Annotated in this window: 12 protein-coding genes, 1 tRNA gene and 1 pseudogene; 4 read left to right on the top strand and 10 right to left on the bottom strand. The window is 75.5% G+C overall.

The window, feature by feature from the left end:
* Positions 1-185: 185 nt before the first annotated feature.
* Positions 186-929: a PspA/IM30 family protein gene (locus tag BJF77_RS14305; RefSeq protein WP_047803454.1), complete on the top strand. Its 744-nt coding sequence runs from the start codon at positions 186-188 to the stop codon at positions 927-929.
* Positions 930-1092: 163 nt separating this feature from the next.
* Here the strand turns inward: BJF77_RS14305 and BJF77_RS14300 are convergent.
* From BJF77_RS14300 to BJF77_RS14290, 3 genes are all read right to left on the bottom strand, one after another.
* Positions 1093-1169 (bottom strand) — tRNA-Met (locus tag BJF77_RS14300).
* Positions 1170-1215: 46 nt separating this feature from the next.
* Positions 1216-4197: a UPF0182 family protein gene (locus tag BJF77_RS14295; RefSeq protein WP_075872577.1), complete on the bottom strand. Its 2982-nt coding sequence runs from the start codon at positions 4195-4197 to the stop codon at positions 1216-1218.
* A gap of 160 nt (positions 4198-4357) precedes the next feature.
* Positions 4358-5437 carry a PDZ domain-containing protein gene (locus tag BJF77_RS14290; RefSeq protein ID WP_075872576.1) on the bottom strand — a complete coding sequence of 360 codons (1080 nt, stop codon included), beginning with the start codon at positions 5435-5437 and terminating at the stop codon, positions 4358-4360.
* A gap of 212 nt (positions 5438-5649) precedes the next feature.
* On the opposite strand from BJF77_RS14290, the pseudogene BJF77_RS14285 reads away from it, so the two are divergent.
* A pseudogene (locus BJF77_RS14285) lies at positions 5650-6858 on the top strand (zinc-dependent metalloprotease); the annotation flags it as partial.
* A gap of 211 nt (positions 6859-7069) precedes the next feature.
* On the opposite strand, the gene BJF77_RS14280 reads toward BJF77_RS14285, so the two are convergent.
* Entirely contained in the window at positions 7070-7636 is a 567-nt protein-coding gene (locus BJF77_RS14280; protein WP_047803458.1) for a M48 family metallopeptidase, read from the bottom strand.
* A 159-nt stretch (positions 7637-7795) separates the two neighbouring features.
* Here BJF77_RS14280 and BJF77_RS14275 point away from each other — a divergent pair, with 159 nt between their 5' ends.
* A complete protein-coding gene (locus tag BJF77_RS14275) occupies positions 7796-8614 on the top strand; it encodes a hypothetical protein (RefSeq protein ID WP_075872575.1) in 819 nt (272 codons plus the stop codon).
* Here BJF77_RS14275 and BJF77_RS14270 read toward each other — a convergent pair.
* Positions 8605-10428 (bottom strand): ATP-dependent helicase, encoded by a 1824-nt coding sequence (locus tag BJF77_RS14270; protein WP_139318592.1) that lies wholly within the window; start codon positions 10426-10428, stop codon positions 8605-8607. The genes BJF77_RS14275 and BJF77_RS14270 overlap by 10 nt on opposite strands.
* Positions 10425-11339 carry an NAD(+) diphosphatase gene (gene nudC, locus BJF77_RS14265; protein WP_255396274.1) on the bottom strand — a complete coding sequence of 305 codons (915 nt, stop codon included), beginning with the start codon at positions 11337-11339 and terminating at the stop codon, positions 10425-10427. Before nudC ends, BJF77_RS14270 begins: the two co-directional genes overlap by 4 nt.
* A 277-nt stretch (positions 11340-11616) precedes the next feature.
* Between nudC and BJF77_RS14260 the strand changes: the two genes are divergently transcribed.
* The gene (locus tag BJF77_RS14260; RefSeq protein ID WP_255396273.1) at positions 11617-12831 is read left to right on the top strand and encodes a phosphotransferase; all 1215 of its coding nucleotides are present in this window, start codon (positions 11617-11619) and stop codon (positions 12829-12831) included.
* On the opposite strand, the gene BJF77_RS14255 is transcribed toward BJF77_RS14260, so the two are convergent.
* The 4 genes from BJF77_RS14255 to BJF77_RS20610 form a co-directional block, all read right to left on the bottom strand.
* The gene (locus BJF77_RS14255; protein ID WP_083665171.1) at positions 12807-16301 is read right to left on the bottom strand and encodes an ATP-dependent DNA helicase; all 3495 of its coding nucleotides are present in this window, start codon (positions 16299-16301) and stop codon (positions 12807-12809) included. The two genes, BJF77_RS14260 and BJF77_RS14255, sit on opposite strands and share 25 nt — an antisense overlap.
* An 80-nt stretch (positions 16302-16381) precedes the next feature.
* The gene (locus tag BJF77_RS14250) at positions 16382-19738 is read right to left on the bottom strand and encodes an ATP-dependent DNA helicase (protein WP_075872572.1); all 3357 of its coding nucleotides are present in this window, start codon (positions 19736-19738) and stop codon (positions 16382-16384) included.
* A 57-nt stretch (positions 19739-19795) separates the two neighbouring features.
* Positions 19796-20245 (bottom strand): helix-turn-helix transcriptional regulator, encoded by a 450-nt coding sequence (locus tag BJF77_RS22785; RefSeq protein WP_369821420.1) that lies wholly within the window; start codon positions 20243-20245, stop codon positions 19796-19798.
* 28 nt (positions 20246-20273) lie between these two features.
* Positions 20274-20768, bottom strand: a complete 495-nt coding sequence (locus BJF77_RS20610) for a hypothetical protein (RefSeq protein WP_075872571.1) — start codon at positions 20766-20768, stop codon at positions 20274-20276.
* Between the last annotated feature and the right edge of the window lie 251 nt (positions 20769-21019).

Below are 21019 nucleotides of genomic sequence, written 5' to 3'. Positions count from 1 at the left end.
GCTCGGTCGTGGCTTGCGGGGCGGCTTCAGCGGCGACATCGGCGGCGGGTTCTGAGCGCCGCCGCCCGACCGGACCGCGGCCCGCCCGGCCAGGACCACGACCGCCACGACGACCACGACCACGACCACGACCGTCCGACGATCCGGGAGACCCCTCCCGGCAGCACCAGAGGAGACAAGGAACGATGATCAAGCAGTCCATCTTCGGCCGCATCGCCCAGCTCGCGAAGGCCAACATCAACGCCATGATCGACGCCGCCGAGGACCCGCAGCTCATGCTGGACCAGATGGTGCGCGACTACACCGAGAACATCCGGGAGGCCGAGGCCGCCGTCGCCCAGACCATCGGCAGCCTCCGCCTGCTCGAGCAGGACCACGCGGAGGACGTGCGCGAGGCCCAGGAGTGGGGCAACAAGGCCCTGGCCGCCTCCAACCGGGCCGAGGAGTTCCGCGCCTCGGGCAAGGGCTCCGAGGCCGAGAAGTTCGACAACCTCGCCAAGGTGGCCCTCCAGCGCCAGATCCAGTACGAGACGGAGGCGCGGGGCACCGAGCCGCAGATCCAGTCCCAGACCCAGGTCGTGGACAAGCTCAAGGACGGGCTCAACAAGATGCGCGGGAAGCTCCAGGAGCTGTCCAACAAGCGCGACGAGCTCAACGCCCGGCAGAAGTCCGTCCAGGCGCAGTCGCAGGTCCAGGACGCCATCAAGGCCTTCGACGTGCTCGACCCGACCAGCGAGGTCTCCCGCTTCGAGGACAAGATCCGCCGCGAGGAGGCCCGCCTGCTCGGCCAGCAGGAGCTCGCCTCCTCCTCCCTCGACGCGCAGTTCGAGTCCCTGGAGGCCCTGGGCCAGCAGAGCGAGATCGAGGCCCGGCTGGCGGCGCTGAAGTCCCGCAACGCCGAGCGGATCGTCTCCTCCGAAGAGGTCTGACGGGCGGCTGCCCCGCACGCCGGAGGCCCCACGGCCGTGCGCCGTGGGGCCTCCGCCGTACCCGGGGGCCGTGCGCTGCGCCGCCCCGCCGGGTGCCGGGATGACGACGACCACGGCGGACACGGCGAAGGCCCCCGGACCGTGACGGTCCGGGGGCCTTCCGTGGTTGCGGGGGCAAGATTTGAACTTGCGACCTCTGGGTTATGAGCCCAGCGAGCTACCGAACTGCTCCACCCCGCGGCGACAGGTACGACTATACGTGCCGCGAGGTGGAGCCGCAAACCGGCTACTCGGCGGGCTCCTCGGCGGGCTGCTCGGGGGCCAGCGCGCCCTCGGCCTCCGGCTCGACGACGCCGTCCGCCTCGAGCGCCCGCTCGATGGCGTCCTGCAGCCGCTGCTGGGCCTCCCCGTAGGCGGTCCAGTCGCCGTCCGCGAGCGCCTGCTCCGACTCCTGGATCGCCCGGTTGGCCTCCAGCAGGGCGTCGTCGAGGCCACCCGCAGAGGCCTCGCCGTCCGCCGGGGCCTCCCCGTCCGGGGACTGCGCCTCGGCGTCGTTCACGCCGGCGCCGGCGGAGGTCTGGGCGCCGGAGTCGCCGCCGAAGACCTCGTCGAGCGCCTCCTCCAGGGTGGGCGCGAAGCCCACCTCCTCGCCGAAGCCGACGAGCACGCGCCGCAGCGTGGGGTACGCGGCGTCGCCCGAGGACTGCACGTAGACCGGCTGCACGTAGAGCATGCCGCCGCCGGCGGGCAGGGTGAGCAGGTTGCCGTTGATCACCTCGGACGCGCCCTGGCGGAGCAGGTTCAGCTCCGTCGAGACGTCGGTGTCCGAGTTGAAGAGGTTCTGCGCCTGGCCGGGCCCGGGCACCACCGAGGAGCGCGGGAGCTCGAGCAGGCGCAGCGTGCCGTACTCCTCGCTCTTCACGCCGTCCTCACCGGTGCCGGCGTCGGAGTTGGCCGAGAGGTACCCGTACATCACGTTGCGGGTGTTGCCCGTCTCCGACTGCTGCGGGATGAAGGACGTGGTGAGGGAGAAGTTGGCCTCCTCCTCACCGGGCATCCGCATCGACAGGTAGTACGGGGGCAGCGCGACCTCGGAGTCCTGCGTCGGGTCGTTGGGCACGGACCAGACGTCGTCGTTCTGGTAGAAGCTGTTCGGGTCCGTCACGTGGTAGCGGTTGAGCAGCTCGCGCTGGACCTTGAACATGTCCTGCGGGTAGCGCACGTGGGCCATCAGCTCCGCCGACATCTCGGAGTAGGGCTTGAGCGTGTCCGGGAAGACGTTCTGCCACGCCTTCAGCACCGGGTCCTGGTCGTCCCAGGCGTACAGGGACACCGAGCCGTCGTAGGCGTTGACCGTGGCCTTGACCGAGTTGCGGATGTAGTTCACCCGCTCCGGCGGCAGGGTCGCGGCCGCGCCCTGGGCCGTCTGGGCGTCCTGCGTGGCCTCGTCCAGCACCGACGGCGTGGAGTACGGGTAGGCGTCGGAGGTGGTGTAGGCGTCGACGATCCACTGCACCTGGCCGTCGATGATCGCCGGGTACGGCGCGCCGTCGACCGTCAGGTAGGGGGCGACCTTCTCGATCCGCTCGCGCGGGTCCCGGTCGTACAGGATCTGGGACTCCGGGCGCACGGCGTCCGACAGGAGCAGGTCCGAGGACTGGAACTTGATGCCGTAGGCCAGGCGGTTGAAGAAGTTGCCAATGCTGGGCCCGCCGTTGCCGGCGAACGTGGTCTTGGCGTCCCCGGCCTCGTCCCCGGCCGTCTGCGGGCGGTCGAGCTCGAGCGGCTCGTCGCCCTCCCCGCCGCCGACGATCGAGTACATCGGGGAGTTCTCGCCGAAGTAGATGCGCGGCTCGTAGTCGTCGGAGATGACGCCCCGGGAGGGGATGCCGGCCTGCATGAACTGCGGCTTGCCGTCCGCCTCGACCCGGCTGCCGTAGGCCGCGACCACGCCGTAGCCGTGGGTGTAGACCACGTGCTGGTTGTACCAGCCCTGGTTCTGGTCCGGGTTCAGCTCGCGCGTGGCGATGACCGTGTCCTGGACCTCGCCGTCGATCTCGTACCGGTCCACGTTGAGGGTGTCGGGGAACTGGTAGTACGGGCGGAACTGCTGCAGCTGGGAGAACGCGGAGGAGACCACGTTGGGGTCCAGCAGGCGGATGTTCGACGTCGTCTCGGTGTCCTGGCGCAGCGCGCCCTGCTCGGTCTGGGTGGTGGCGTCGTAGGGCATCACCTCGGCCGCGTCGAGCCCGTACGCCGAGCGGGTGAGCTGGATGTTGCGCTCGATGTACTGGCTCTCCAGGGCCTGTTCGGTCGGGAGGACCTGGAAGCGCTGGACGATCCACGGGTAGATCCCGCCGGCCACGACCGCGACCACGAGCAGCATGGCCGTGCCGATCACCGGCAGCCGCCAGCGGCCGATGACGGACGCCACGACGAACAGGACCGCGACGATCAGCGCCGCCGCGGCGAGGATCGCCTTGGTGGGGATCACCGCGTTGACGTCGGTGTACAGCGCGCCGGTCCACTCCCCGGAGCTCGACTGCAGGGTGGAGTAGCGGTCCAGCCAGAAGTTCGCCGCCTGCAGCAGCAGGAACAGCGCGGCCAGCACGCCCAGGTGCACCCGGGAGGCCCGGGTGGTGGACAGGCCCCGCTCGGTGATCCGGATGCCGCCGTAGACGTAGTGCATCAGGATCCCGGCGACGCCGGCCAGCAGGACGGCCGAGACCAGGAAGCCGATGAGGAAGCGCAGGAACGGGAGGGTGAAGACGTAGAAGCCCAGGTCCAGGCCGAACTGCGGGTCCTCCTGGCCGAACGGCTCCTGGTTGAGGAACAGCAGGACCGTGTCCCACTGGGTCATCGCCGTGCTCGCCGCGAAGAGCCCGAACAGCACCGGCACGACGATCATGACGATCTTGCGGACCGGTTCGAGGGCCTCCTGGTAGCGGCGCAGGTTGTCGTCGACGATCGACTCGGCCGTGATGGGCCGGCTGCGGTAGGCGAGGAACAGGCTCGCGAACATCAGCGCGGCCACGAGCACCGCGGAGACCACGAAGATCGCGATCTTCGTGGCGTTCTCGGTGAAGAACACGCTCAGGTAGCCCAGGTGGTCGTACCACAGGACGTCGGTGTAGAGCTGGGTCAGCCCCACGAAGGCGGCCACGAGGACGAGCACGATGACGACGGTCGGCCACAGCGCACCCCGTTTCCGCCGCTGTCCTGCTGGCTGCTGCCTCGGTGGTCGGGGGGCTGTGGGTCCGGCGGTCACTGGTTACCTCTGCATTTCGCGTCGATCGTCAGATGTGGTGCGTCAGGTCGTGGGTGCTGCACTGCCCCGGGCGGGATCGGGTCCGCCGACGGATCGACGGGGGGCCCCGACCATTCTGCCCGGGCCGTTCTCGGGGGTGCAATCGTGCACGCGGCGGCCCTCATGTGTCGGTGCACCCGGGCAGCGCCGAGAGGTCCCCGCCCTCGCCGACGGCCTCCGCGGCGGCCACGGCGTCGTCGAGGGTGCGCACGGACACCGCCGTCAGGCCTGCGGGCACGTGCCCCCGGGCCTCGGCGCAGTTGCCCTCGGGGACCAGGAACACCTCGGCCCCGGCCTGCTGCGCCCCCTCGAGCTTCTGCCGGATCCCGCCGATGGGCCCGACGTCCCCCTCCGGGGTGATGGTGCCGGTGCCCGCCAGGTGGCGGTCGCCGGCGATCGAGCCGGGGGTCATCTCGTCCACGATCCCGAGGGCGAACATCATGCCCGCGCTGGGGCCGCCGACCTCGTCGAGCTCGAAGTCCACGTCCACGGGGAAGTCGAAGTCGGGCACCAGGAACACGCCGAGCTGCCAGGCGCCGGTCGCCTCGTCCCGCACGGTGTCCACCGCGACCTCGCGCGGCTCGCCGGAGCGCTCGACCTCCAGGCGCACGCCCCGCTCCCCCGCAGCGTCGAGCGCGCCCTTGAGGCCGGCCAGGGACGAGACGGTCGAGCCGTCGACGCGGCGCAGCACGTCGCCGCTCTCCAGGAGCCCGTCGGCCGGGCCGCCGGGCACGGTGCCGTGCACCGAAAGCTCCGTGTCGAAGCCGATGCCCAGGTGGTCCAGGGCCGCCGCGACGGCGTGCTCCTGCGAGGACGTCATCGCCAGCATCCCGGCGTCGTCCACGTCCTGGCCGGAGACCTCCCGCGGATAGAGGCTGTCGGCCGGCACCACGGAGGCGGAGGGGTCCAGCCAGGATCCCAGGACCGTGAGGACGTTGACGTTCTTGGCGGGGCCCCCGGTCACGTAGACCGTGGTGAGGTCCAGGACGGAGTCGCTCGGATAGGTCGGCGCGCCGCTCACGCCCAGCAGCTGCCGGCCGTCGTGCTCCCCCACCGTGTTGAACGTGGGCCCCGGCGACTCGATCACGAACGGCGCGGGCAGCACCGTCCCGGCGAGCAGCAGCCCGGCAGACCCCAGCAGCGCCCACGACTCGAGGCTCCGGCGGCGCAGGCCGCGGCGCGGGCGGGGGGAAAGGGTCACGGGCAGTCCTCAGCGGTCGTCGGTGGGGTGGAGCCGGGCGCCTCCCGGTCCGGACGGTCCAGTTTATCGCGGCCGAGCCCCCCGTGAGCTTCCAGCGAACTGGGAGTTGGCCCATGGTCGGCCCGGACCGCGGATCGCTAGGCTGGACGCAGAGACGTCGGGAGCGCCCGCGCGCCCCGATCCCGTGACCGATACGACGAAACGGTGGACCCATGACTCCGCAGCCCCCCAACGACCGCTCCGGGGACACCCCCGGGGACGACTCCGGCGACCACCGCAAGGACCCCTTCCAGGAGATGCTCGAGCGCCTCATGGGCCAGGGCGGGATGAGCCCCGAGGACCTGGGCCGCGCCGGGATCCCGATGGACCCGCAGGCGATGTCCATGATGTTCCAGCAGATCCAGTCCATGATGGGCGCCGGCGCCGGCGAGGGCCCGGTGAACTGGAAGCTCGCCCACGACCAGGCCCGCCGGATCGCCGCGGCGGACGGCGACCCCTCCGTCACGCCCGCCCAGCGAGGGGCGGTGGAGGACGCCATGCGGCTGGCCGAGCTGTGGCTGGTGGACCACACCGAGTTCGGGCAGACGTCGATCCGCCCGCAGGCGTGGTCGCGCGCGGAGTGGATCGAGGCCACGCAGGAGACGTGGAAGGACATGACCGGGCCCGTCGCCGAGTCGGTGACCCAGGCGCTCACCGACGCCCTCACCCAGCAGCTGCCCGCGGAGCTGTCGAGCATGATGGGCGGGGCCTCAGGGATGCTGGCCGGTGCCGGCGGGATGCTGTTCGGCATGCAGCTGGGGCAGGCCATCGGCGGGCTCTCCCGCGAGGTGCTCTGCTCCACCGACATCGGGCTGCCGCTGGCGGAGGGCCGGTCCGGGCTGCTGCCCGCCAGCATCAAGGAGTTCGGCGAGGGCCTGGACATCCCGGCGCAGGAGATCATGCTCTACATCGCCGTGCGCGAGGCCGCCCACGTCCGGCTGTTCTCGGCGCACCCCTGGCTGCGGGAGCACATCCTGGAGCTCATCAAGCGCTTCTCCGCGGGCATCCACATCGACATGTCCCGGATCGAGGAGGCGGCGCGGGACATCGACCCCATGGACCCCTCCAGCATGCAGGACGCCCTCTCCTCGGGGATCTTCGCCCCGCAGCAGACCCCGGACCAGGAGGCCACGCTCAAGCGGCTGGAGACGGTGCTGGCGCTCGTGGAGGGCTGGGTGCACGTGGTCACCGTGGACTCGACGGCCAACCTGCCCTCCGCGGGGGCCCTCTCGGAGACCGTGCGGCGCCGCCGTGCCTCCGGGGGCCCGGCCGAGCACGCCTTCGGGGCCCTGGTCGGACTCGAGCTGCGCCCGCGCCGGCTGCGCGAGGCGGCGGAGTTCTGGCAGTACGTCGGCGAGCGCCGCGGGATCCAGGACCGCGACGGGCTGTGGGAGGGCCCGGAGCTGCTGCCCACCGACCAGGACCTGGACGACCCCGAGGCTTCTCCGAGCGCCGCGGACTGCTCACCGCCTCCGAGGACGAGGTCGACGCCGCGCTGCAGCGGCTGCTCTCGGGCGGCTACGAGGGTCCCGGCGCGGACGGCGGCGCCGGCCCGCAGCGGCCGGAGGACGAGGGACCCCAGGGCGAGGGGCCTCAGGGCGGGGACGCGCCCCGCTGATCCTCCGCGGCCCGCCCGGCCCGCTGGGCCCAGGCGACCCCGTCGAGGAACGCCTGGGCCTTCCCGGCCAGCGGGTACCGGGCCTCCAGCTCCCGGAAGCGGGGGCTGTGGTCGGCCTCGAGGAGGTGCGCCAGCTCGTGCACCAGCACGAAATCGAGGACCCACTCCGGGGCCTCCTGGAGCTGCGCCGAGATCCGGATCACCCCGGTGGCCGGCGTCGCCGAGCCCCACCGCGTGTTCTGCCGCGCCGACCAGCGCACGTCCGAGGGCCGGGCCCGGCCCTCGAGGTGGCGCCGGGACAGCTCCCGGGCGCGTTCCAGGAGCCGGTCGTCGGACCGGCGGTCGGCGCCCCTGGCCGCCTCCCGGCGGCGGCGCTCCACGACCCGGGGGACGAGCTCCCGGGTCCAGTGCTCGATCTCCCGCCGGGTCGCGGACTGCGGGACGGAGAGCACCACCGTGTCCTCGCTCCAGTGCGCGGACACGGTCTTGCGCCGGCGGGCGGAGCGGCGCACGACGACCTCGGGCTGCGACGGTACGGGCATGGGCTCATTGAACACGCCCGCGCCGCCGGCCGCGAACCGGTGGTCCGCGCGTGTGGACGGCCCCCGACGTGCACAGTGGACGGGCCGCGCTCGCGCGCGCGGCGGGTCCGGCCCGGGCCACAGTGACGGCATCCCGCCCGCCGTCCGGAAGGTGCTCCCGTGCCGTTGCCCTCCGTCCCCGGTCCCCGCCCCGCGCCGCAGCCGGGCCCGCTCCGGCCCGAGCCGCCGCGCCCCGAGGAGGTGCACGTCCTGCTGCTGGGCCTGGACGACCTCGCGGCCGCCCTGGCCGTGCTCCTGCTGCGCTGCGGGGTGCTGGGGCTCAACGTCAACGACGGCTCGCCCGTGGCCGCCCCCGACCTGGGCACCGGCGTGTACCGTCCGGCCGATCTCGGCCGCCCCCGGGACGAAGCCCTGCGCCGGCGGCTGCGCGCGCTGGATCCCCGCTGCGTCCCGGTCAGCGCGCCGGAGCTGTTCCCCGGGGCGCTGCTGCCGGGCACCGTGGTGGTGCGCAGCACCGGGCACCCCCGGCCGGGCGGGGGCGCGGTGTGGGCGGAACCGGCCCTGGACCCGCGCCACCCCCTGGTGTCGTTGCACCACGCCGACGGCGCGCTGCTGCGCTGGCCCACGGTGCCCTGGGCGCACCGGCCGTGCCCGGACTGCCTGCGGGCCACCCTCGGTGCCCGGGCGCCCGGTCCGGTGCCCGGTGACCCCGGTGCCGTGCTCACCGCGTGGGCGCGGCCGGCCCACGCGGCGGCCGTGGCCGGCGGTCTGGCCGTCGAGGTGCTCGCCGTGGCCCTGGACGCGCTGTGGGACGACGCCCTGGAGGGCGAGGCCGTCCCCGCGGTGCAGCGGGGCGCCCCGGAGGGGCCGGACGGCGGCTGGCCGCGCGCCCGGCTCCTCGCCCCGCCGTGGCCCGGCGACGGGACGCCGCTGGAGCTCGACCGCGGCCTCTGCCTGTGCGGACTCGGTCAGGCGTGAGCCCGGGCCCCCCGGCCGCGCGGGCCGCGGGCCCGGGGCGGCGGGGTCTCCCGAAGTCCGTCCAGGAACCGTGAGGGCTTGCGCGTGGGCCGCCCGCCCGGGGTGCGGGACAGCGTCCAGGACAGCACCAGGTGCTCGCGGGCCCGGGTGATCCCCACGTAGAGCAGGCGGCGCTCCTCGTCGATCTCGTCGGCGGTCTCGGCGAAGCCGATGGGCACGAGCCCCTCGCTGAGCCCGGCCAGGAACACGGCGTCCCACTCCAGGCCCTTGGCCGAGTGCAGGGACGCCAGGGTCACCCCGTTCATCACGGGGGCGTCCTGCTGGGCCGTGCGGCGCTCCAGCTCGGCCGCGAGGTCCGGCAGCAGGAGCTGCTCCCCGCGGGCCGCGGCCTCCTCGGCCATCCGGTCGGCGAGGGAGACGAGGGCGGCCAGGGACTCCCACCGCTCCCGCACCGCCCCGGTGGAGCGCGGCGCCCGGTCGGAGTAGCCCAGCGAGGAGAGGATGTCCCGCACCAGGCGGGTGGGCTCGTCCGAGGCCTCGGCGGCCCGCGCGGCCGTGCGCAGCTGCACCACGGCCTGCTTGACCTCCGGGCGGTTGAAGAAGCGCTCCGTGCCGCGCAGCTGGAACCCGATGCCCGCCTCGGCCAGGGCCGTCTCGAACGCCTGGGACTGCCCGTTCGTGCGGAACAGCACGGCGATCCCGGAGGCGGGCACGCCGTCGTCGATCAGGTCCCGGATGCGCGCGGCCGTCCCGGCGGCCTCGGCCTCGTCGTCCGGGTACTCGTTCCAGGACGGGCGGGGGCCGTCCGGGCGCTGGGCCACGAGGTGCAGCGGGGTCGCCCAGGAGCCGGGGGTCGAGCCCGGGCCCGGCCGGCGGGCGGCGAGCAGCCGGTTGGCGGTCTCCACGACCTGGGGGGTGGAGCGGTAGTCCCGCACGAGCCGGACCACCCGGGCCTCCGGGTGCCGGCGCGGGAACTCCAGCAGGTGCCGGGAGCTCGCGCCCGTGAAGGAGTAGATCGTCTGGGAGGCGTCGCCCACCACGCAGATGTCGTCCCGCCCGCCGAGCCAGGCGTCGAGCAGGCGCTGCTGGAGCGGGGAGACGTCCTGGTACTCGTCGACCACGAAGTGCCGGTACTGCTCGCGGACGGTCGCCGCCACGCGCTCGTCCTCCTCGAGCACGGCGACGGTCAGGAGCAGGACGTCCTCGAAGTCGATGAGGTGCCGGTCGGTCTTGAGCTCCTCGTAGGTCTGGTAGAGGCGCTGCACGGTGCGCACCTCGTAGCCCAGGGGCATGTCCCGCCGGGCCGCGCGGGCCGGGTAGGTGTCGGGGGTGAGCATCGAGACCTTGGCCCACTCGATCTCCGCGGCGAGGTCGCGCACGGCCGCGCGGTCCGTGGACAGGCGCATGTTCTGCGCGGCCTCGGTGATCAGCCGGGCCTTGTGCTCCACGAGCCCGGGCAGGGGCCCGCCCACCGCCTGCGGCCAGAAGTACTGGAGCTGGCGCAGCGCGGCGGCGTGGAACGTGCGCGTTTGCACCCCGCCGGCGCCCAGGCCGCGCAGACGGTTGCGCATCTCGTTCGCGGCGCGCGCCGTGAACGTCAGGGCCAGCACCTTCTGCGGGGTGTACACGCCCGTGGCGATGCCGTACGCGATCCGGTGGGTGATCGCCCGGGTCTTGCCCGTGCCGGCCCCCGCCAGGACGCACACGGGGCCGCGCAGCGTCGTCGCCACCTCCCGCTGCTCCGGGTCCAGCCCGGCGAGGATCCGCTCCTCGAGCCCGGCCTCCGAGAGCTCTCCGGCGTCCTCCCCGCTCACCACGCGGTCTCCGGCAGGTCCTCGCCGAGCCAGTGCTCGATGAGGGCGTGGGCGATCGAGACCCGCCCGGGCAGCGTCACGGACCCGGTGCGCGCGGCCTCCCGCAGCTCCGCCCGGGTGAACCAGCGCAGCTCCAGGATCTCCTGGCCGTCCGGGACGGCCGCGCCGGAGCGCACCACGGCCCGGCAGCCGAGCATCAGGGAGCGCGGGAACGGCCAGGGCTGGGAGCCGAGGTAGTCGACGTCCCCCACGACCAGCCCCGCCTCCTCGGCCACCTCCCGGACCACGGCCTGCTCGAGGGACTCCCCCGGCTCCACGAACCCGGCCAGCGTCGAGAACCGGTTGCCCTTCCACAGCGCCGAGCGGCCCAGCAGCAGCCGTTCCCGGACGGGGTCGGGGTGGCCGTCGCTGACGGCCACGATGATCGCGGGGTCGGTGCGCGGGAAGTGCAGGGAACGGTCGTCGGGGCACTGCCGCGCCCAGCCGGAGCGGATCACCTCGGTGGGCTCCCCGCACTGCGGGCACCGGGGGTGGTCCCGGTGCCACAGCCCCACGGACTGGGCGGTGACCAGCAGCGCGGTGTCCGCGGCGGGGAGCACCGGGCCCAGCTCCCGCAGCCCGGCCCAGCGCAGCCCCTCCACCCCGCGCGCCGCGGCGGAGGCCGTCACCGCCGCCACGACGGGCTCGGGCACCGCGAACGGCTCGGCCGCCGCGTCCCCGTCCGCCGGCTCCGCCGCCGGGACGGCCCGCAGCAGCACGCGAGGGCCCCGCTCGCCCTCGGCGCCGGGCAGCCGGCCCAGGTAGACCTCCGGGCGGCGCGGGTCGTGGTCGACGCGCGGCACGTCGCCGACCGGCACGAGGACCAGGGCGTCGCCGGCCACGGGGGCGAGCCCGCCCGCGAGCACGAGCACGAGCGAGGAGGGGTCCTGGGCGCGAGCACGCGGACGTCCTCGAGCTCGCGGTCGACGGCGTCGCGGTCGAAGGCGGTCGCGGCGAACGGCAGCCGGGCCGCGGAGAGGCGCCCGGGGGCCGGCGCGGAGGACGCGCCGGGGCCGGACTCGGGCAGGGGAACGGTGGAGGCGGACACGCCTCCCACTGTAGCGATCCCGGCGGACCCCGAAGCGGGCCGGCCGGTGGGCGGGGACGGCGGTGGTCGCCCCCGACCGGGCCTCTTGTAGGGTGAACGCCGTGAGCACCTCCCTCGAGCACCTGGCCGCCGTCGCCGCCGCAGGCGTCCCCGGACTCGCGCCCGTGGCCGTGGGCCCCTCCCCGGACGACGACGCCGACTTCCGTTCCGCCGTGGTCCTCGACGCCGCGGGCCGCCGGTGGCGGGTGCGCTCGCCGCTGAGCCCCGAGGCGAGCGTGCGCCTGGAGACGGAGCACCTGGTGCTGCGCTGCTTCACCCCCGCGATCCGCTCCCGGCTGCCCTTCCTCGTGCCCACCGCGGCGGGCTCGGTCGAGGACGGGCACCTGCACGCCTTCGTGCACTCGCACATCGAGGGCGCGCCGCTGGACATCGACGAGCTCGCCCGCATGGCCTCCGCCCCGGACCCGGAGCACCACCGGCACGTCCCCAGCGCCGAGCCGCCCCCCACCCTGAGCGTGCAGCTCGGGCGCCTGCTGGCCGCGATCCACGCCCTGCCGCCGGCGCTGGTGCTGGACGCGGACCTGCCGAGCTACACGGCCGAGCAGTGCCGGCAGCGGCGCGTGGTCGAGCTGCGCCGGGCCGCCGCCACGGGCCGGGTGCCCGCGGCGCTGCTGCACCGGTGGGAGCAGGTCCTCGAGGACCGGGCCGTGTGGCAGTTCCCGCCCCGGGTGGTCCACGGCGACCTGCAGGAGGACGACCTGCTGATCTCCCGCGGCCGGGTGCGCGGGGTCACCGGCTGGACGGACCTGCACGTGGGCGATCCCGCGGGGGACTTCGCGTGGCTGCTCGCGGCGCGGGACGCCCGCCTCGCCGAGGGCGTGCTGGGGGCCTACGCCGCGGCCTGCCGCCGCACGTCGTTCCAGGCCCCGGACCGGGAGCCGGACCCGCACCTGCTGGACCGTGCCCGGCTGGACGCGGAGCTCGCCCTCGCGCAGTGGCTGGTGCGCGCGGTGGACCGCGGGATGGACGGTCTCGTGGCGGACGCGGAGCAGATGCTCGACACGCTCGCCCAGGACGTCGCCCGGCGCTCCGCCGCGGAGGCGCAGGCGACCGGGGCGCCGGCCGCCGGGGAGGCGGCGGCCCCGGACGGGGAGTCCGGGGACAGCGCCGGGGACCGGGACACCGGGGACAGCGTCGGGGACAGGGCACGAGACGCGGCTGACGGCGGCGTCCCGCGCCCGGCAGCGGGGCCCGGACGGACCGCGGGTGCGCCGCCGGCGGACGGGCCCGGTCAGGACCGCAGCACCACGTCGTAGGCCTCGCGGATCACCGCCTCCAGCTCCTCGGCCCCGGAGAGGTCGTGCGGGCGGACCACCCGGTCCTCGGCCACGTAGTAGAACGCCGCGGTCACCTCCTCGAGCGGGATGCCCCGCAGGCGGGACCACGCGAGCCGGTAGACGGCCAGCTGCGCCGACCGCTCCCGCAGCTCCCGTCCGGCCGGTGCCCGCCCGGTCTTCCAGTCGACGAGCTCCCACGTGCCGTCGCCGTTGCGGAACACCGCGTCCACGCGCCCGCGCACCGTGATCCCGGCGATCGGGGTCTCGAGCGGGAACTCCACGGCGTGCGGCTGCCGGTCCGCCCAGGGGCTCGAGCGGAACGTCGCCGCGAGCTCGGGAAGGTCGTAGGCCTCGTCGACGTACTCGTCGGCCGTGCCGGGCAGCTCGCCGAGGTCGAAGATCGCGGAGCTGCCGTAGTACTGCTCGATCCACGCGTGGAAGGTGGTGCCGCGCCGGGCGGCGGTGCCGGGCCGCCGGGGCATGGGGCGCCGCAGACCCGAGACGACCTCGAGCGGGTCGCGGGCCAGCGCGACGAGCGTCGACGCGGAGACGTGGGACGGCATGGGCACGGACCGCTCGGCCCGTGCGTCCTCGTGCCGGGCCAGCAGGATCCGGGCCTCCTCGGACCAGCGCCGCGGGTCCGGTGAGCGTCCGTCGCGCTCCCCGGCGCCGAGCAGGTCCTCGACGTCGAGGTCCGCGGTGTCCTCGAAGCCGCGCTCCCGGACCGCCCGGGCGGCCCGCTCCAGGCGGGACCGGCGCCCGAGGTGGGCCGGCGGGCTCACCCGCACGGTCTCCGTGCCGTCCTCCCCCGTGACCGTCTCGGTGATCTCCGGGCCCTCCAGCGGGTCGTAGGGCCACGGCGCGCTCAGCACGGTGGCGGCGGCCGGGTTGCGCGCCCCCTCGGGCACCTCGGCCCACGGCCCGAGCCGGACGGGCGGTGCCGCCCCCTCGGTCAGCGGCGCCAGCTCGGCCACGAACCGGGAGGGCTCCTGCCCCTTGGCGGCGGTGCCCCGGAAGACGGTGCTGGAGAGCTCCAGCACCGACCGGGCACGGGTCACCGCCACGTACGCCAGGCGCCGCTCCTCGTCCTCGGCGTGCTGCGCCGCGAGCTCGACGAACTCCGTGTGGGACTCCTCGAGGGCCTTGAGGTCGGTGGTGTCCACGGACCACTGCGGCAGGAACCGGGCGTCCCCGCGCAGCGGCCACGCGAGGGCGCCGGTGTCGAGGGTCCAGCGCGCGGGGTTGTCGGTCGGGAAGTTCTTGGCGTTGAGGCCGGGCACGTAGACGTGGTCCCACTCCAGGCCCTTGGACGAGTGCACGGTGACCAGCTGCACGGCGTCGTGCCGGGTGCGGTCGGGACCCGGCTCGAGCCCGTTCTCCTCCGCCAGCGTGACGTCGAGCCAGGCGAGGAACGCCGACACGTCGCCGGTCGCGGAGGAGGCGGTGAAGGACTGCGCCGCCTCCTGGAAGGCGTCCAGGTTGCGCCGCGCCTGGTGGGACGAGCGGTGCGGGTGCGCGGCGACCTCGATGTCGAGGCCGAGGACCGTCTCGATCTCGTGCAGCAGGCTGGGCAGGTCGTCGGAGAGGTAGGAGCGCAGGTGCCCCAGCTCGGCCCGCAGCCTGCCGAGCCGGTGCCGGGCGGCCTCGGACAGGGTCCGGCCGTGCGCGGAGGTCCAGCCCGGGCGAGGGAGGGTCTCCAGCGCCTCGACCAGCGAGGCGTGGTCGGAGAGGTCCGGCTCGACCAGGGCCTCCTCCTCCGCCTCCTCCGCGGTCACGGGGCTCTCGAGGTCCTCCGGCCGCCCGGCCTGCGCGGCCTCGGTCCGGCGCCGCTCCAGGTGCGATGCCCAGTCGGACAGCACCATGAGGTCCCGGGCCCCGATCCGCCACCGGGCCCCCGCGAGCAGGCGCACCAGGGCGTCCGAGCGGCCGGGGTCGTCCAGCACCCGCAGCGTCGCGACGACGTCGGAGACCTCCGGGGTGCTGAGCAGCCCGCCGAGGCCCACGACCTCGTAGGGAATGCCGCGGGCGGCGAGCTCCCGGCGCACGGGCTCGATCTGGGCCCGCTTGCGGCACAGCACCGCCATGGTGGGCATCTCGCCCTCCGGGTCCCCGCGGTGCTCCTCGCGGCGGGCGCCGATCTGCTCGGCGAGGGCGGCCGCCTCCTCGACGTCGGTCGCGTACCGGCTGAGCCGCACGTGCCCGGGACCGGCGCCGGGCCGGGGCGTGAGCTCGGGGACGGTCAGGGAGGACGCCCCCCGCGCCCACGCCGGCAGGGTCCGCAGGGGGGCGGCGAGGGTGTTGGCGACGTCGAGGATGCCGGCGTCGTTGCGCCACGCCGTCGTGAGGAAGCTGGGCTCCCCGTCCTGGCCGGGGGCGACCGGGAAGGAGTCGTAGAAGCCGAACAGCTGGCCGGCCGAGGCCCCGCGGAAGCCGTAGATCGACTGCTGGGGATCACCCACGGCCATCACGGAGTGGCCCTGCCCGAACAGGGCCGCGAAGAGCCGCAGCTGGGCGTGCGAGGTGTCCTGGAACTCGTCGAGGAGCACCACGCGGTGCTGCTCCCGCTCGGTCCGGCGGGCGGCGGGGTCCTGCTCGGCCAGCCGGGCCGCCGCGGAGAGCAGGTCCCCGAAGTCCATGGCCTGGGCCTCCTCCTTGCGCCGGGCGAAGTCGGCCACGAGCTCGGCGAGCACCCACGCGGTGCGCTGGTTCTCCTCGACCTTCTTCAGCGACGCGCCGAGGGTCTTCTTCCGCCGGCCCGGCGGGGTGGTGGCCAGCTCGCCCAGGAGCCCGGCCGCGAAGCGCTCCACGGCCGCCGGGTCCACGAGGTGCTCCGCGCAGGCCGAGGCGAGGTCGAGGACGGCGCGGACCATGGTGGACTTCGCGGGCATGGCCTCGAGCAGCTCCCCGGTCCACGCCTCGACGGTCTGGGCGGCGATCTGCCACGTCCGGGCCTGGCCCAGCAGCGTGGTGTCCGGCTCGATGCCGATCCGCAGCCCGTAGTTGCGCACGAGGGTGTTGGCGTAGGAGTGGTAGGTGCTGACGGTCGGGTCCTGGGGCGCGGCCGGGACGTCGTCGTCCTCGGCGCCGGCGGGCGCCACGAGCCCCTCGGCGCGCAGGCGGGCGAGCCGGGAGCGCATCCGCTCTCCCAGCTCCCCGGCGGCCTTGCGGGTGAAGGTGACGCCGAGGACCTGGTCGGGGGCCACGATGCCGTTGGCCACGAGCCACACGACCCGGTCGACCATGGTGGCGGTCTTGCCCGAGCCCGCGCCGGCGACCACGAGCCGGGGCGAGAGCGGGGCGGAGATCACGGCGGACTGCTGCTGCGTGGGGCGGTTGCCGCCGAGCAGCTCCGCGAGCTCCTCGGGGCTGTACCGGGGGTCGACGCCGCCGTAGGGGTGGTCCGGGTCGTGCCCGGTCCGCGCGGCGGGGGTGGCGGGGGCCTCGGTCATGGGGGCTGGGTCCTCCTGTGCTCCGGGGGTGGTGGCGCCGGGGCGCCCGGCGTGGGGTCCGGCGGACCCGGGGGCGGTCCTCACGGCTCGCTCACCTGCCGGCCCTCGGCGCACAGGGGGCAGATCTGCGGCAGCCGGCACCCGTGCCCGCCGAAGGCGCCCTCCGCCTGGTCGTGGCGGGAGACGAAGCGCTCCCCGGCCACCAGTTCCGCGGCGCGGGTGATCAGGTCCCGCGCCCAGGTGTCCGCCGGGTCCAGTGGGTCCTGCTGCTGCACGGAGGGGGACTTCGCCCGGGTCCCGAGCTGGACCAGGAGGGCACCGCCGGAGAGCTCCGTGACCGTGCCGCCGGGCAGCTCCAGGACGGCCTCGTCCTCGCCCGCGACCATGGCCGTCCCCGCGCCCGCGGACAGCGCCACCTGGTAGGCCGCCAGCTGGGGGTGCTCGGCGATCTTCGCCCCGGCCGGCTGGTTCCGGCCGGTCTTCAGGTCGACGACGACGTAGCGCCCCTGCTCGTCGAGCTCCAGCCGGTCCACGCGTCCGCGGAGCAGGGCGTCCCGGGCCCGTCCCTGGACGAGCACGCTGAAGGAGCCCTCCACCGAGGCCAGCCGCCGGCCGTGCCGGCTGCGGGCGTCCACCACGTACTGGGCGAACTTGCGCAGCATCTGCCGGGCGCGCTCTAGCTGCACCGCGGACTCCCACGTCTCCGGCAGCCCCAGCGTGGGCCAGCGGCGTTCGAGCTCGGCCACGAGCTCGGACCCGGAGGCCTCCGGCAGCTCCTCGGCGATGGCGTGCACGAGGGAGCCGAGGCTGCGGCTGAGGTCGGTGGCGGCCTCGGCGCGGGAGGCCGCGACGAACCAGTCGAGCGGGGACCGGTGGATGGTCTCGATCCGCGACGGGGAGACGGGCACCGGGACCCCGTCGTCGAAGACCGGGGCCGTGCTGGAGAGCTCCGCCGCGCCCCACCAGGTGTCGGGGTGCGCCCCGGGCACCGGGCGCGGGGACGAGGCGATGCGGTGCAGCAGCCGTGCGGCGGCCTCCGCGCGCACGGGGTCCTCGTCGTGCAGCTGCACCCACTGCCGCAGCTCCGCCACCAGGGCGCGCAGGGTCATGGGCCGGGGGGCGTCCACGACGGCCCGGACGCCGTCCCCCGGGCCCGTGCCCGGCGGGTCGACGAGGTCCAGGAACTCGGAGGGCTGCTGGTCCTCGTCGGAGGCCGCCGTCACCACGAGCGTGCCCCGGCTGCGGGAGACCGCGGCGGAGAAGGAGCGCAGCTCGTCGTGGCGGACCTCGCGCATCCGGGTGACCGGGGTGACCCGCGAGGCCTGCTCGACGCCGAGGTCCAGGGCGTCCGTGAGCAGGTCCGCGGCCAGCAGCTGCCCGCGCAGGCGGGTGTTCGGCCACACGCCCTCCTGGACCCCGGCGACGAAGACGACCGGCCACTGCCGGCCGGCCGAGGTGGCCGGGGTCATGATCTCGACGGTCTCGTCGGTCGGGGCGCGGGCGGCCAGGGTGTCCATGGGCAGCTCCTGGCTGTCGATGTAGTCCAGGAACTGCGCGGGGCTCGCGCCGGGCAGGTGGTCGACGTAGCGCTCGGCCGCCTCGAACAGGCCGACGACGGCGTCGAGGTCGCGGTCCGCCCGCTCGCCCGCGGGTCCGCCCTCCAGGGCACGGCGGCGCCAGGACTCGGCCACCCCGGCGGCCTCCCACAGCGCCCACAGGACCGTCTCCGCGGTGGCGCCCTCCTCGCGCAGGGCGCGGCGGCCGGCCGTGAGCATCCGGGCGATCCTGCGGGCGGGCCCGGAGCGCACTCCCGCGGCGTCCAGCGCGCCGGGGGCCACGAGGGCCTCGACGAGCAGGTCGTCGCTGGTCCGGCCGCCGCCGGCGGCGAGCTCCTCGCCCCGGAGCCGCTGGCGCAGCCGCCGGACGTCCATCGGGGAGGCGTTGCCGATCCGGGAGGACAGCAGCTCCACGGCCGCCTGCACCGTGAGGGCGGCGAAGTGCCCGCCCCCGTCCCGCTCGGCGGCCGCGGCGTCCGCCTCGGTCACGATCCGCAGGGCGCCCAGCAGCGGGCGCACCGCCGCCTCGTCCCGCACCGGTGTCTCGGCGGCGGACGTGCTGACGGGCACGCCCAGGGCCGAGAGCTGGCGCTCCAGGCTCTCCAGGTGGCGGCCGCTGCGCACGACCACGGCCATGTCCGCCAGGGGGACGTCCTGCACGAGGTGGCGCTCGAGGATCTCGTGGGCGATCCAGCGGGCCTCGTGCAGCGGGGAGGAGAGCACGACGGTGACGACCTCCCCCTCCCCCGCCACGTCGTCCGACGGTTCCAGCCGCCGCGGGTGCCGGGCGCCGGCCACGGCGGGGATGCGCTCCGCCACGCGCTGCCAGACCTCCGCCACCGCCGGCGGCATCCGGCGGCTCTCCCCCAGCAGGTGCCGATCGAGCGGGCGGCCGGGCTCGGCGAGCCGGTCGTCGAGGGTGCGGAGCAGATCGGGCCGGGCTCCGCGGAAGCCCTGCACCACGGTGTCCGTGCAGGCGGTCAGCACGGCGTCCCGGCCCCGGCAGAGCACGGCGAGCAGCCGGTGGATCGAGGGCGTCGCCTCGTGGAGGTCGTCCACGAGCACCAGGTCGAGGCGTTCCTGCTCGGCCCGCAGCAGATCCGGCTGCTGCTCGAGGACCCGAGCGGCCTCGGTCACCAGGGCCGAGGGGTCGTAGGACTCGGGCATCCGCAGCCGGCGCACGGCCTGGTACTCGGCGCGCATGGCGGCGGCGGCGGACCAGTCCGGGCGGCCCAGCCGGCGGGCGAGGTCGCGCAGCTCCCCGGGCGCGAGGTCGTACTCGGACATCCGGTCGAACAGCTCGCGCACCTCCTGCCGGAAGCCCCGTGTGCCCAGCGCCTCCCGCAGGTCCGCGGGCCAGACGACGGCGGCGCCCTCCCCCGCGGCGTGCCCGGCCATGAGCTCGCCGATCAGGACGTCCTGCTCGGGGCCGGACAGCAGCTTGGGGCTGTGGGCCACGCCGGGCAGCAGGCCCTCGTTCTGCGCCCGCCGGAGCAGGTCGAAGGCGTAGGACTGCCAGGCGCGCACCGGCGGGGTGCTCATGGTCGCGGACACGGAAGCGGTGAGCTCGTCCCGCACCCGGGCGGCGGAGAGCCGGGAGGGGGTGAGCACGAGCAGCCGGTCCGGGTCCAGGCCCGCCCGGATCCGGCGTGCCGCCAGCTCCACGAGCACCCGGGTGCGCCCGGTTCCGGGCCCGCCGAGCACGAGACGGGGCCCGCACCCGGCCGGCAGACCGGCCACGGCCTCCTGCTCGGGGGCCGGCTGCCACGGCGGCCGGGCGGGGCCGGCGCCGGACGGGGGCACGAGGTTCCAGCGCACCGGCCCCGCCCCGGGCGCCGCGGCGGTGCTGGTCGTCTGGGTGCTGTCCTCGGAGTGCCGCATGGGTCTCATCCCATCACGGCACTCCGACGGGATAACGCCACCGGCCGCGGCCACCCGTCAGGAGACGTCCTGGGCCCCGGCCGGCGCCGGGGCGAGGACGTCCAGCAGCTCCCCGATCTCGTGGGCGGCGATGGCCGGGTGCCGGAAGGGCCGGTGACCGTCGACCGTGTAGTGGCTGCGGCGCCCGGTGCGGTGGCGGCGGAGGTAGCCGGCGGACTCGAGGTCCTTGAGGATCGCCAGCGTGGCGCGCGTGGTGATGCCCACCCGGGCGGCGATCTCGCTGACCCGGGCGTCCTGCGACTGAGCCACGGCCAGCAGCACGTGGCCGTGGTTGGTCAGGAAGGTCCAGGGCGGTCGGACGACCGCACCGGCGGGCGCGGGTCTCCGGGTCCGCCCGTCGCGCGGGCCGTCGTCGCGCGGCGGGACGGGAGCCGGCGCGTCGAGGTCCGGTGCGTCGAGGTCCGGCGGATCGGGAGCCGGGGCGCCGGGGGCGGCCGAACGGGTCACGGCGAGCTCCTCCCGTGCAGCGGGCGGGTCACAGCTGGTCCAGCCGGCGGGAGCGCGCCGGGCGGTGCACCGCGAGCGGGGCGGCCGTCCCGAAGGCCACGAGGACCACGCCGGGTCCGTGCTCGACCGTGGGCACGGGCAGCTGGACCGGGGTGACAACCACCGGGGCCCCGGCCCGGTGCGCCGCGTGGGCCAGGGCGATGGCGCGGGCCTGCCGGGGGCCGCTGAGGCCGCAGCTGCGGTGCCAGACCACCTGCACCCGGAACGGCACGCCGGAGGCCTCCAGGGCCGGCAGGGCGCGGGCGGCGACGGCTCGCGCGTCCTGCAGCGCCTCCTCGTGCACGTGGCGGCCGATGACGGCGTCGTCGGTGAACGCCGACCGGAGCATCGGCACCAGCAGCAGCAGCGGCCGGCCCGCCTCGGCGGCGATCCGGGCGGCTCGTCGGGCCACCGCCGCGGCCTCGGGGCCGTCGGTGATCACCGCGGCGACCGGGTGCCGGGCTCCGGTGGCGGAAACGTTCATCGGGCTTCTCCCTCGTGCTGTCGGTCGTGGTCGTCCCGGGCCCCGGCCGGGACCCGCCCTCGGCGCCGCGGCCGGACGGGACGGCGGCGTCGTGGGTCTGCCCGGCCCGGCCCCGCGCGGGTCGGCGCCACAGCGGCTCGAGCGCGGCCGTCTCCTCCTCCGAGGCGGTGCGGAAGGGCGGGACGGGCGGGCGGGAAGGGCGCGGCGGCCGTGGGCCGCGGGTGGCCGCGCAGGCTGGCGGCGATCGAGAC

Origin of the sequence: Kocuria sp. CNJ-770 (assembly GCF_001942375.1) — a bacterium.
GTDB lineage: Bacteria > Actinomycetota > Actinomycetes > Actinomycetales > Micrococcaceae > Kocuria > Kocuria oceani.
Note: the sequence above shows the minus strand (reverse complement) of the source record. Positions and strands in the feature narration are given on the sequence as shown.

Excerpts from the sequence above, each read along its gene's own strand:
- BJF77_RS14305 (WP_047803454.1), top strand. The coding sequence starts at position 186 with ATGATCAAGCAGTCCATCTTCGGCCGCATCGCCCAGCTCGCGAAGGCC.
- BJF77_RS14250 (WP_075872572.1), bottom strand. The coding sequence starts at position 19,738 with ATGCGGCACTCCGAGGACAGCACCCAGACGACCAGCACCGCCGCGGCG.
- BJF77_RS14255 (WP_083665171.1), bottom strand. The coding sequence starts at position 16,301 with ATGACCGAGGCCCCCGCCACCCCCGCCGCGCGGACCGGGCACGACCCG.
- BJF77_RS14280 (WP_047803458.1), bottom strand. The coding sequence starts at position 7,636 with ATGCCCGTACCGTCGCAGCCCGAGGTCGTCGTGCGCCGCTCCGCCCGC.
- BJF77_RS20610 (WP_075872571.1), bottom strand. The coding sequence starts at position 20,768 with ATGAACGTTTCCGCCACCGGAGCCCGGCACCCGGTCGCCGCGGTGATC.